Origin of the sequence: Actinomadura sp. NPDC000929, from assembly GCF_040492065.1 — a bacterium.
Lineage (GTDB): Bacteria > Actinomycetota > Actinomycetes > Streptosporangiales > Streptosporangiaceae > Spirillospora > Spirillospora verrucosospora.
This window is the reverse complement of record NZ_JBEUPA010000210.1, coordinates 1-11616: the sequence shown is the minus strand read 5'-3', so window position 1 is coordinate 11616 and position 11616 is coordinate 1. Positions and strand designations below refer to the sequence as shown.

At 74.7% G+C, this 11616-nt stretch carries 10 protein-coding genes; 7 read left to right on the top strand and 3 right to left on the bottom strand.

Annotated elements, in window-relative coordinates:
- The 3 genes from ABWI04_RS39280 to ABWI04_RS39270 all read left to right on the top strand — a co-directional run.
- Positions 1–1363, top strand: a 1363-nt coding sequence (locus ABWI04_RS39280; RefSeq protein WP_353835562.1) for an aldehyde dehydrogenase family protein, incomplete at its 5' end; no start/stop codon positions are given.
- 8 nt (positions 1364–1371) lie between these two features.
- Complete coding sequence (locus ABWI04_RS39275; protein WP_353835561.1) at positions 1372–2529, top strand: NAD(P)/FAD-dependent oxidoreductase; 1158 nt, start codon at positions 1372–1374, stop codon at positions 2527–2529.
- Positions 2522–3697, top strand: coding sequence for a Glu/Leu/Phe/Val family dehydrogenase (locus ABWI04_RS39270; protein ID WP_353835560.1), 1176 nt, complete (start codon positions 2522–2524; stop codon positions 3695–3697). Before ABWI04_RS39275 ends, ABWI04_RS39270 begins: the two co-directional genes overlap by 8 nt.
- Here ABWI04_RS39270 and ABWI04_RS39265 read toward each other — a convergent pair.
- Positions 3642–4568 (bottom strand): LysR family transcriptional regulator, encoded by a 927-nt coding sequence (locus tag ABWI04_RS39265; protein ID WP_258942305.1) that lies wholly within the window; start codon positions 4566–4568, stop codon positions 3642–3644. The genes ABWI04_RS39270 and ABWI04_RS39265 overlap by 56 nt on opposite strands.
- A 96-nt stretch (positions 4569–4664) precedes the next feature.
- Positions 4665–6704, bottom strand: a complete 2040-nt coding sequence (paaZ, locus tag ABWI04_RS39260; RefSeq protein WP_353835559.1) for a phenylacetic acid degradation bifunctional protein PaaZ — start codon at positions 6702–6704, stop codon at positions 4665–4667.
- Positions 6705–6934: 230 nt separating this feature from the next.
- Here paaZ and mgrA point away from each other — a divergent pair, with 230 nt between their 5' ends.
- From mgrA to ABWI04_RS39245, 3 genes are all read left to right on the top strand, one after another.
- Positions 6935–7960, top strand: coding sequence for an L-glyceraldehyde 3-phosphate reductase (gene mgrA / locus ABWI04_RS39255; RefSeq protein WP_345187184.1), 1026 nt, complete (start codon positions 6935–6937; stop codon positions 7958–7960).
- 69 nt (positions 7961–8029) lie between these two features.
- A complete protein-coding gene (locus ABWI04_RS39250; RefSeq protein WP_353835558.1) occupies positions 8030–8473 on the top strand; it encodes a YbhB/YbcL family Raf kinase inhibitor-like protein in 444 nt (147 codons plus the stop codon).
- 3 nt (positions 8474–8476) lie between these two features.
- Positions 8477–8866 carry a DUF6343 family protein gene (locus ABWI04_RS39245; RefSeq protein WP_353835557.1) on the top strand — a complete coding sequence of 130 codons (390 nt, stop codon included), beginning with the start codon at positions 8477–8479 and terminating at the stop codon, positions 8864–8866.
- Between the two features lie 12 nt (positions 8867–8878).
- Here ABWI04_RS39245 and ABWI04_RS39240 read toward each other — a convergent pair whose 3' ends face one another.
- Positions 8879–9772: a helix-turn-helix transcriptional regulator gene (locus ABWI04_RS39240; protein WP_353835556.1), complete on the bottom strand. Its 894-nt coding sequence runs from the start codon at positions 9770–9772 to the stop codon at positions 8879–8881.
- A gap of 108 nt (positions 9773–9880) precedes the next feature.
- Here ABWI04_RS39240 and ABWI04_RS39235 point away from each other — a divergent pair, with 108 nt between their 5' ends.
- Complete coding sequence (locus tag ABWI04_RS39235) at positions 9881–11320, top strand: MFS transporter (protein ID WP_353835555.1); 1440 nt, start codon at positions 9881–9883, stop codon at positions 11318–11320.
- Positions 11321–11616 lie beyond the last annotated feature (296 nt).

The following is an 11616-nucleotide window of genomic DNA, read 5'->3' as shown; positions in this document are numbered from 1 at the left end:
GGCGCCCGTCCGCGGGCAGGCGGTCGCCGCGGTCGGCCGGCTCGTCGAGGCCAACAAGGCGGCCCTCGCCGCGCTCGTCACCCGGGAGGTCGGCAAGCCCCGCGCCGAGGCCCTCGGCGAGGTCCAGGAGATCGCCGACACCTGCGCGTTCTTCCTCGGGGAGGGGCGGCGGCTGTACGGGCAGACCGTCCCGTCCGAGATGCCCGACAAGCAGCTGTTCACCTTCCGGGACCCGGTCGGCGTCGTCACCGTCGTCACGGCGGGGAACTTCCCGGTCGCGGTGCCGTCCTGGTACATCGTCCCCGCGCTGCTGTGCGGTAATGCGGTGGTGTGGAAGCCCGCCGAGTACGCGGCGGCCTGCGCCGACGCGTTCTACGAGCTGTTCGCCCACGCGGGGCTGCCGGACGGCGTCCTCAACGTGGTCCACGCCGACGGCGCCGAGACCTTCCGCGGCCTGGAGCGGGCGCTGGACGAGGGGCTCGTCGACAAGGTCGGCTTCACCGGCTCCACGGAGGTCGGCGCGCGGATCGGGGAGCTGTGCGGCCGCCACCTCCAGACGCCGTGCCTGGAACTCGGCGGCAAGAACCCGATGGTCGTCGCCGAGGACGCCGACCTGCCGCTCGCCGTCGAGGGCGCCCTGTTCTCGGGGTTCGGGACGGCCGGGCAGCGCTGCACTTCCCTCGGGACCGCGATCGTCCACGAGTCGGTGCACGGCGAGTTCGTGCGGCTGCTGGACGAGGCGGTGCGCGCCGCGCCCGTCGGCGACCCGGCGGGCGACGTGCTGTTCGGGCCGCTGATCAGCGAGCGGTTCGCGGACGGCTTCGAGAAGGCGCTCGGCTGGATCGGGCCGGGCCACACCGTGCACGGGTCGTCGGCCACCGGGCGGATCACGGCGGCCGCGCCGCGGGAGGGCTTCGCCGGGGACCCGGAGGCGGGGCTGTTCTACCACCCGGTGATCGTCGACGGGGTGGGGCCCGGCGACGCGCTCTTCACGCACGAGGCGTTCGGGCCGATCGTCGGCGTCGCCGCCTACCGGACGCTGGACGAGGCGATCGCCCTCGCCAACGCCCCCGGCTACGGCCTGTCCGCCTCGATCTACACCGGCGACCCGGCGAAGGTCTTCGCGTTCCGCCGGCGGATCTCGGCCGGGATGGTGAGCGTCAACAACTCCACCTCCGGCGCGGAGGCGCACCTGCCGTTCGGCGGGAACGGGCGCTCGGGCAACGGCAGCCGCCAGTCGGGCATGTGGGTCCTGGACCAGTTCACCCGCTGGCAGTCGATGAACTGGGACACCTCGGGGCGGCTGCAGAAGGCGCAGATGGACGTCCTGGAGATCGCCCCCGACCTCGGCTTCCGGCTGTAGGGGCGGCCGTGGGGACCGAGGCGGAGACGGAGGCCGACGTCGTCGTCATCGGCGGCGGCGTCATGGGGACGAGCATCGCGTTCCACCTCGCCGAGGCGGGCGTGCGGCGCGTGGTCCTCGTCGAGCGGGACGCGCTCGGGTCGGGCTCGACGTGCAGGGCGGCGGGCGGGGTGCGGGCCCAGTTCTCCGACGAGGTCAACATCCGGCTCGGCGCCCGCAGCCTGGAGGCGTTCGCCCGGTTCTCCCGCCGGCCCGGCCAGGAGATCGACCTGCACCGCGTCGGTTACCTGTTCCTGCTGTCGCGGCCCGAGGACGTCGCGGCGTTCGAGGCGGGCGTGGCCCTGCAGAACGAGCTGGGCGTCCCGAGCCGGATGGTCTCGGTCGCGGAGGCCCGCCGGCTGTCGCCGCTGATCGTCCCGGACGGGCTGCTGGCCGCCGCGTTCTCCCCCGACGACGGGCACTGCACGCCGGAGTCGGTCGTCCTCGGGTACGCGACGGGCGCGCGGCGGCACGGCGCGGCGATCCGCACCGGCTGCGAGGTCGTCGGCATCGAGACCGGCGGCGGTGAGATCAGGGCCGTCCGGACCACGCGGGGGCGCATCCGCACGCCCGCCGTCGTCTGCGCGGCCGGGGCCTGGTCGGCGGCCGTCGGGCGGATGGCCGGCGTCGACCTCCCGGTCGAGCCGCTGCGCCGCCAGATCGTCTTCACCGGGCCGCTCCCGGACCTGCCGCGCCCGGTGCCGATGACGATCGACTTCGCGACGTCGTTCTACTTCCACGCGGAGGGCGAGGGCCTGATGCTCGGCATGTCCGATCCCGAGGAGCGCCCCGGCTTCCATCTGAGCCGGTCCGACGCGTGGCTCCCCCGGCTCGCCGAGGCGATCGGCGCCCGGGCGCCGCGCCTGCTCGACGCCGGCCTGACCGGCGGCTGGGCCGGCCTCTACGAGATGACGCCCGACCACAACGCGCTCATCGGCGAGGACGCGTCGGTGTCGCGGTTCCTCTACGCGGCCGGCTTCTCCGGCCACGGCTTCCTCCAGGGCCCGGCGGTCGGCGAGGTCGTCCGCGACCTGTACCTCGGCCGAGCGCCCTTCACCGACGTCGCCCCCCTGAACGCCGCGCGTTTCGCCGGCGACGCCCTGCGCCCGGAGAACAACTGTGTCTGACGTGCTCGCGATGATGGACGAGTGGGGCCCCGAGCGGGTCGTGTGCGTCTCCGACGCCCGGACCGGGATGCGGGGCGTGCTCGTCATCGACAACACCGCCCGCGGCATGGGCAAGGGCGGCATGCGGATGAGCCCGTCGGTGACGGTCGCGGAGGTGGCGCGGCTCGCCCGGGTGATGACCTACAAGTGGGCGGGCGTCGACCTGTTCTTCGGCGGCGCCAAGGCCGGGATCGCGGCGGACCCCGCGTCGTCCGACCGGGAGGCGGTCCTGCGCGCGTTCGTGCGGGCGCTGGCGCAGGAGATCCCCCGCCGGTACGTGGCGGGCCTCGACATGGGGCTGTCGGAGCGGGACGCGGCGATCGTCCAGGACGAGCTGGACGACCGGGGCGCGGCCGTCGGCACCCCGCACGTCCTCGGCGGCATGCCCTACGACGAGCTGGGCGTGACCGGCTTCGGTGTCGCGGAGGCGGCCGACGCCGCCGCCCGGCACGCGGGGATGTCCCTGCGGGGCGCGCGCGTCGCGGTGCAGGGGTTCGGCGCGGTCGGGCACGCGGCGGCGCGGCGCCTGGACGAGCTGGGCGCGGCGGTCGTGGCGGTCTCGACCGTGCACGGCGCGCTGCACGACCCGGACGGCCTGGACGTCGGACGGCTCCTCGCTCTGCGCGCCGAGGCGGGCGACGCGGCGGTGCGGGAGTACGGCGGGCGGCTGCTGCCCCCCGGCGCCGAGCTGTCGGTCCCGGCCGACGTCCTCGTCCCGGCAGCGCTCCAGGACGTCATCGACGAGGAGGCGGCCTCGGACGTCCGGGCGTCGATCGTGGTGGAGGGCGCGAACCTGCCCACCGGGCGGGCGGCGCAGCGCGTCCTCGCCGAGCGCGGCGTGACGGTCGTGCCGGACTTCGTCGCCAACGCGGGCGGCGTCGTCGCGGCGGCGTTCGCGATGGACGCCCGCTACTCGGCGTTCCGCCCCGACCCGGACGCGGTGTTCGCCGCGGTCTCGGCGAAGATGCGCGACAACACCGGCCGGGTCCTCGACGCGGCCCGCGCGCAGGGCACGACGACGCACGAGGCCGCCGTCGCGCTCGCCCAGGAGCGCGTCCGCGCGGCGATGGAGCTCAAGGGCCGGTGGCGCCCCCGACCTCGCTCTGGACTCCCCGGGCGACCTCGATGAGGCCGCGCATGGCGTCCTTGACGAGCGGGTTGGTGTTGGTGGCGCGGCGCAGCACGGTGACGTGCCGCCGCGGGCTGCGGCGGCTGAGCCGCAGCGTCCTCAGCCCCGGCGCGGGGACGCAGCCGAGCGCCGGGACGAGCGCGATGCCGAGACCGCAGCCGACCAGCCCGCACACCACGGCGTAGTCGTTGCTGCGGAACGCGATGTCGGGGACGAACCCGGCGGTGCCGCACAAGCGCAGCAGCGCCTGCGCGCCCGCGCTTTCCGGGCGGCTCGCGATCCACGTCTCCGACCGCAGGTCGCGGAGCCGGACGGTGCGGCCCCCGGCGAGCGGGTGGTCCCGCGGGACGCACAGCACCAGGTTCTCGTCCATCACCGGCGTCTCCACGATCTGGTCGGGCCAGGTGCGCGGGAACAGGTCGTACCGGTACGCGAGCTGGAGGTCGAGGTCGCCGTCGAGCAGCTCGGGCAGCAGCTCGTCCGGCTCGCCCTCGGCCAGCGTGATGTCGATGCCGGGCCGCACCCGCGACAGCTCCGCCAGCACCCGCGGCAGGATCCGGGCGCTGGCGGTCGGGAAGCTGCCGAGCTGCAGGGCGCCGCGCTCGCCGCTGGCGACCGTGCGCAGCTCCCGCTCCAGGGTGTCGAGGGCCGACAGCACGTCGTTGCCCTTGCTGACCATCAGGAACGCGGCGCTCGTCGGGCGCACGCTGCGCGCCCGGCGCTCGAACAGCACCAGGCCGCAGGCGCGCTCCAGCGCGGCGATCTGCTGGGAGACGGCGGACGCGGTGTAGCCGAGGTTGCGGGCCGCGTCCGCGAACGAGCCGGTGCGGACGACCTCGCGCACGGTCTGGATGTGCAGGGGACTGATCATGGGCGCACCCCGTTCAGCGCTGAACGTGACCGTCTCCCCCGCAGACGCCTCCCCTCATGCGTATCATCCCGCGGGCCGGGCCCCCAGGCCCGAAGATCAGTCGTGCCGCGGGCGCTTGGCCACCAGCGTCAGGACGTCGTACTTGGCGACCGAGGCCCCCTCCTGGTTCGTGACGTCGGTGTCCCAGCGGACCTCGCCGTAGTCGGCGCCCTCGCGCGGCGTGATCTGCTTGGCCGTCAGGGTGACGGTCAGCTCGTCGCCCGGCTTGACGGGCGTGAGGAACCGGAGGTTCTCCAGGCCGTAGTTCGCCAGGACGGGCCCCGGGGACGGCTCCACGAACAGCCCGGCCGCGAACGACACGACGAGGTAGCCGTGGGCGACGCGCCCGCCGAAGAACGGGTTCGCCGCGGCGGCCTCCTCGTCCGTGTGGGCGTAGAAGGTGTCGCCGGTGAACTCGGCGAAGTGCTCCACGTCGTCGAGGGTGACGACCCGGGGGCCGCCGACGGCGGTGTCGCCGACGCGCAGGTCCTCCAGGTGCTTGCGGAACGGGTGCACGTCGGTGACGGTCCGGTCGGTGCCGGGGACCCAGCGCCCGGTGATGGAGGTGAGCATCGCCGGCCCGGCCTGGACGGCGGTGCGCCGCATGTGGTGCACCACCCCGCGGATCCCGCCCATCTCCTCGCCGCCGCCGGCCCGCCCGGGGCCGCCGTGGACGAGGGCGGGCAGCGGCGAGCCGTGCCCGGTCGACTCCTGGGCGTCCTCGGCGTTCAGCACGAGCAGCCGGCCGTGCCACGGCGCGGCGCCGAGCACGACCTTCCGGGCGAACTCCTCGTCACCGGTCACGACCGACCCGGCGAGGCTGCCGCGCCCGCGCGCGGCGAGCTCGACGGCCTGCTCGGCGCCCTCATAGGGCATCAGGGTGCTGACCGGCCCGAACGCCTCGACCTCGTGCGGCTCGGCGCGGCCCGCGTCGTCGGCGCGCAGCAGGACCGGGGAGATGAACGCGCCGCGCTCGGCGTCCGCGCCCACGACCTCGACCCGCTCGGGGTCGCCGAACACGACGCTGCCCGCGTCCATGAGGGCCTTCAGGGAGCGCCGCACCTCCTCGCGCTGGTCGAGCGTGGCGAGGGCGCCCATCCGCACGGACGGGTCGGACGGGTTCCCGACCGTGACCTTCGCCAGCCGTTCCCGGACGGCCTCGGCGACGTCGTCGATCAGGGCGGCGGGGACGAGCGCCCGGCGGATCGCCGTGCACTTCTGGCCCGCCTTCACGGTCATCTCCGTGGCGAGCTGCCTGACGTAGAGGTCGAACTCCTTCGTGCCGGGCGTCGCGTCCGGCCCGAGGACCGAGCAGTTCAGCGAGTCGGCCTCGGCGTTGAACCGCACCGCGTTCCCCACGATGACGGGGTGGGTGCGCAGGAGCCGGGCGGTGGACGCCGAACCGGTGAACCCGACGATGTCCTGCTCGGTGAGGTGGTCGAGGAGGTCGCGGGGCTCGCCGCAGACCATCTGCACCGAGCCCTCGGGCAGGATCCCGGCCTCGACGATCAGCTCGACCAGCCGGGCGGTCAGGTAGGCGGTCTGGCTCGCCGGCTTGATCAGGCTCGGCACCCCCGCGAGGAACGCGGGCGCGAGCTTCTCCAGCGGGCCCCACACCGGGAAGTTGAACGCGTTGATCTGCACCGCGACGCCGCGCGACGGCGTGCACAGGTGCTGCCCGACGAACGTCCCGCCCTTGCCGAGCGGCTCCACTTCGCCCTCGACGAGCACCGTGTCGTTCGGCAGTTCCCGCTTGCCCTTGCTCGCGTAGGCGAACAGGACGCCGATGCCGCCGTCGACGTCGAACTTCGAGTCGTTCAGCGTCGCGCCCGTCATGGCCGACAGGGCGTACAACTCCTCGCGGTGCTCCCGCAGGTGGGACGCGACCGCCTTCAGCAGGGCCGCGCGCTGGTGGAACGTCAGCTCCCGCAGCACCGGGCCGCCGACGGACCGCCCGTACTCCAGGGCGGCGCCCATGTCGACCCCCGCAGAGGAGATCCGGGCGACCTCCTCCCCGGTGACGGCGTCGTGCAACGGCGCCCCCTCCTCCTCCGGGGCACGCCAGGAACCCGACACATAACTGCGCAGCACGACCACTGGGACCTCCTCGTCCAGATCTCAGACCATTCTTGCCACTTCACAGCCCCCTTCACCCTCGCAGACATGACAGTCGGGGCCTCGTTCCTTTGTGTACTCCCGCGCCGCCGCCGCCCGCCGCCGCGGTCGGTGACGCGGTCGGTGACGGAGATCACCCTCGGGGGGAGGACGGGCCCGACGGCGGCCGGCGCCGCGTCCGGTGAGCCGCTTGTCCTGAAATACTCCTGACCATGACCTTCGTGGCAGACAGTGAGCGATACGAGCGGCTCCCCTACCGGCGGTGCGGGCGGAGCGGGTTGAGGCTCCCGGCGATCTCGCTGGGCCTGTGGCACAACTTCGGCGACGACCGCCCGCTGGACGTCCAGCGGGCCATCCTGCGGCGCGCGTTCGACCTCGGCGTCACCCACTTCGACCTCGCCAACAACTACGGCCCGCCGTACGGGTCCGCGGAGACCAACTTCGGCCGGATCCTGCGCGAGGACCTCGCCCCGTACCGGGACGAGATCATCATCTCGACCAAGGCCGGGTACGACATGTGGCCGGGCCCGTACGGCGAGTGGGGGTCGCGCAAGTACCTGCTCGCGAGCCTCGACCAGTCGCTGCGCCGGATGGGCGTCGACTACGTCGACATCTTCTACAGCCACCGCTTCGACCCGGAGACGCCGCTGGAGGAGACGATGGGGGCGCTGGACCGGGCCGTCCGGTCCGGCAAGGCCCTCTACGCCGGGATCTCGTCCTACTCCCCCGAGCGCACCGCCGAGGCGGCGGCGATCCTGCGGGAGATGGGGACCCCGCTGCTCATCCACCAGCCGTCCTACTCGATGCTCAACCGCTGGATCGAGGGCGGGCTGCTCGACACGCTCGACCGGGAGGGCGCCGGCTGCATCGCGTTCTCACCGCTGGCGCAGGGGATGCTGACCGGCAAGTACCTCGACGGGGTCCCGGAGGGCTCCCGGGCGAGCAGGGGGACGTCGCTGTCCACCAGTCTGCTCACCGAGGACAACCTGCGGCACGTGCGGACGCTGAACCGGATCGCCGAGGGGCGCGGGCAGTCGCTCGCCCAGATGGCGCTGGCCTGGTCGCTGCGGGACGGCCGGGTCACCTCGGCGCTGATCGGCGCGAGCAGCGTCGCGCAGCTGGAGGAGAACCTCGCCGCCCTCGACCGGCTCGACTTCACCCCGGACGAACTGGCCGCGATCGACCGGGACGCCGTCGAGGCGGGGATCAACATCTGGGCGGCCTCCAGCGCGGGCTGACCTGCGGGTCGACCGGGACGGCGCGTGCATCGACCGCGCGTGACGGGGCACGAGCGCCCTATGGAAGAGATGACGCTGAGGAGCGCCGCGTTCCGCGACCACACGCTCATGCCGTCGGACTACTCCCACGACAGCGGGGACCTCTCGCCGCCGCTGGAGTGGTCCCCCGCGCCCGAGGAGGTCGTGGAACTGGCGCTGGCGTGCGAGGACCCCGACGCCCCGGTCGGCACGTTCGCGCACTGGCTGCTCGCCGGCATCGACCCGGTGACCACCGGCCTGGACGCCGGGGAGCGGCCGACCGGCGCCGTCCTCGGGCGCAACGACTACGGCTCCGAGGGCTACGGCGGGCCGAAGCCCCCGGCGGGCGACGACCCGCACCGGTACTTCTTCCGGCTGTACGGGCTGGCGGAGCCGTCCGGGCTGCGCGACGGCTTCACCGCCGAGGACCTGCGCACCGCCGTCGAGGACAAGGTCGTCGCGTCGGGGACGCTCGTCGGCACCTACGCCAGGTGAGCCGTGGGCGGCACCGGAGCGGACGGGCCCGGGCGGCACGAGCCCGACCGGAACGAACCTGACCGGAACGAACCCGAGCGGCACGAGCCCGAACTCGGCGAGCCCGAGCGGCACGACATCGGCCGGAAGGACCCGGGCTGGCACGGCCCCGGGTCGCACGGACCGTACCCGCACGAGCAGCCGCGCGGGGACGAGCCCCTGACCGCGCGCAGCCCGCTGCTCCTGCGGGCGGTGCTGTCCACGGCCGCGCTGGTCGGCGCGGTCGCCGCCGCGATCGTGTTCACGGTGGACGCCTCCGGCGGCGGCTCCATGACCGCGGCGGGCATCTGCGCGGCGGTCGCCGTCATCGCCGCCGTCGACCTCGTGGTGATCGCGCGGCGTGCCCGCCACTGAGCCCGGCGCCGCTCAGTGCCGGTGGTCGGTGGCCGCGGCCCCGGGATCGGCGAGCAGCCGGCCGATCCGGTCCCGGCTCTCCTCGTCGGCCGGCGTGTAGGCGACGAGCCGCGCGTTCGGCGACGCGGTGATGTCCATGCTCGTGGTACGGGTGCGGATCTCGCCGACGGCGCTGTGCCGGAAGACCTTGGCGCTCGGCCCCGGCAGCGCCACGTCGTGGGACGCCCACAGCCGGGCGAACAGGGGACTGGCCGCCTGAAGGCGCCGGACGAGGTCCTTCCAGCCCGGTTCGTCCAGATGCCTGCTGTACCGGTGCCGGAAGACGGCGACGTGGTCGGACGCCGTGTCCTCCAGGTTCACGATCGGATTGCAGCACGGCGGCAGCGTGAACATCTTCCACAGCGTGTTGCGCTCGCACGGCGGGGCGTTCACGAGGTGCGGGAAGATCGCGGCGAAGGCGGCGTTCCAGGCCAGGATGTCGGAGCGGGCGTTGACCACGGCCGCGGGCAGCGGCACGAGCGCGTCCAGGATCCCCTGGACGTCCTCGGGCAGGCTCTCGGCCTGCTCCTCGACCGCCGCGTCGGGGACGTCGGCCAGCCGGTACAGGTGCTCGCGCTCGGCTCCGTCGAGCCGCAGGGTGCGCGCCACCGCGTCCAGCACCTGGGTGCTGGCGTTGATCGGGCGGCCCTGCTCCAGCCACGTGTACCAGGTGACGCCGACTCCGGCGAGCTGGGCGACCTCCTCGCGGCGCAGACCGGGCGTGCGGCGCCGCGGGCCCGGGGGCATCCCCACGTCCTCGGGGCTGATCCGCTCGCGCCGGCTGCGCAGGAACGCCGCCAGCTCCGTGCGGCGGCGCGGACCCGCGCCGCCGCGGCGGGCGGCGGGCGCGGCGGGCGGACTCGTCATCGTCACTCCCCCAGCCTGCCTCGGGCGGGCGTGCTCTTCCAGGTGCTGTCAGTACCAGTATCGGCAGGCTCTCGTTACCGGTACCGGCGCGCCCCCACCCTCGTACACATGACACAGACAACCGACCTGCGCGGGACCGTTCCCGACCGGGGGTCGCGGAACGGATCCGGCGGGCTCGCGCTCGCCGTCATCCTGCTCGGCCAGTTCATGGCCATCCTCGACGTGAACATCGTCAACGTGGCCCTCCCGACGATGCGCGCGGACCTGCACGCCTCGGGCGCGGGGCTCCAGCTGATCGTGGCGGGCTACATCATCTCCTACGCGGTGCTGCTGATCACGGGCGCGCGGCTCGGCGGCATCGCGGGCCACCGCCGCCTGTACCACCTCGGCCTCGCGTCCTTCACGGTCGCGTCGCTGGCGTGCGGGCTGGCGCCGTCCACCGGGACGCTGGTGGTGTGCCGCTTCCTGCAGGGCGCGGGCGCGGCGATGCTGACCCCGCAGGTGATGTCGATGATCCAGCGGGACTTCACCGGCGCCGCCCGGGGGCGGGCGCTCGGCCTCTACTCCGCCGTCATCGCGGGCGGCGTCGTCGTCGGGCAGGCGGCCGGGGGCCTGCTGGTCGGCGCGGACCTGCTCGGGACGGGCTGGCGGGCGGTCTTCCTCGTCAACGTGCCGATCGGCGCCGCGCTGCTGCTCGCGGGGCCGCGCGTGCTGCCCCGCGACGAGCCCGCGCCCCGGACGCGCCCGCTGCGGGCCGAGCTGGACCTCCCGGGCGTGTTCACGCTGGCCCCCGCGGTGCTGCTGCTCGTCGTCCCGCTGATCATGGGGCACGAGCTGGGCTGGCCGCTGTGGGGCTGGGCGGCGCTGGCCGCCAGCGCCGCGTTCGCCGCGGTCTTCGTGGCCGTGGAGCGGCGCGTGGCGGCCGCGGGCGGGCGTCCGCTGGTCTCGCCCCGGGTGCTGCGCGCCCCGCTGCTGGTCCCGGCCTGCGTGGCGATCGTGTTCGGCCCGGCGAGCTGGTCGTCGTTCCTGTTCACCACCACGCTGCACCTGCAGGGCGACCTGCGGATGTCCCCGCTGGAGTCGGGGCTGGCGTTCGTGCCCTGCGTCACCGCGTTCGGGCTGGTCGGGCTGAACTGGCAGCGGCTGCCGGCCCGCTGGCACCGGCGCGCCGTCCCGGCCGGGTTCGCCGTGGCGGGGGCGGGCTACCTGTGCGTCGGTCCGCTCGCGGGAGGCGGCCTCGCCTACGAGGCGCTCACCGCGGTCATCGGGTTCGGGCTCGGGGTGATGCCGATCATCATGACGACCGCGCTGCGGCACGTCGCGCCGGGTGACGCGGCCGACGCCAGCGGCCTGCTCCTCACGCTGATGCAGCTCGCCCAGGTGGTCGGCATCGCCACCGTCGGGACGCTGTTCCTCTCGCTGGCCGAGTCCGGCGGGTCCACCCGGCACGCCGAGTACGGCACCGGCTGGGCGCTCGCCGGGATGGTGCTGCTCGGCGCCCTGTGCGCGCTGTCCCTGGCCCGCGACCGGTCCCCGGCTCGGCCCTGAGGGTCAGGACGGAGGTGCGGGGACGGGGTTCTCGGCGAGCGCCGAGGCGACGGCCACCCGCGTGCAGTCGATCACGACGGCGCGCATCGGCCCCTCGGGTGGTCGGGTCCGTCGGTCACCGCCGCGGTACCCGGGGCGCGGGCGCGAAACGTCAGTACCGCGCGAGCCGGGCGCGGGCGGCCTCCACCGCGGGCGGAACCGGCCGCCTGGCGCGGGCGAGGGCGGGCAGGGCGCGGGCCGCGTCGGCGAGCCCCGCGCGGCCCTCCCGGCTGGCGAGGGCGGACGCGGCGGTGCGC

Coding starts and splice junctions, on each gene's coding strand:
- ABWI04_RS39265 (WP_258942305.1), bottom strand. CDS start 4,568: ATGATCAGTCCCCTGCACATCCAGACCGTGCGCGAGGTCGTCCGCACC.
- mgrA (WP_345187184.1), top strand. CDS start 6,935: ATGACCTTCGTGGCAGACAGTGAGCGATACGAGCGGCTCCCCTACCGG.
- ABWI04_RS39250 (WP_353835558.1), top strand. CDS start 8,030: ATGACGCTGAGGAGCGCCGCGTTCCGCGACCACACGCTCATGCCGTCG.
- ABWI04_RS39240 (WP_353835556.1), bottom strand. CDS start 9,772: ATGACGAGTCCGCCCGCCGCGCCCGCCGCCCGCCGCGGCGGCGCGGGT.
- ABWI04_RS39235 (WP_353835555.1), top strand. CDS start 9,881: ATGACACAGACAACCGACCTGCGCGGGACCGTTCCCGACCGGGGGTCG.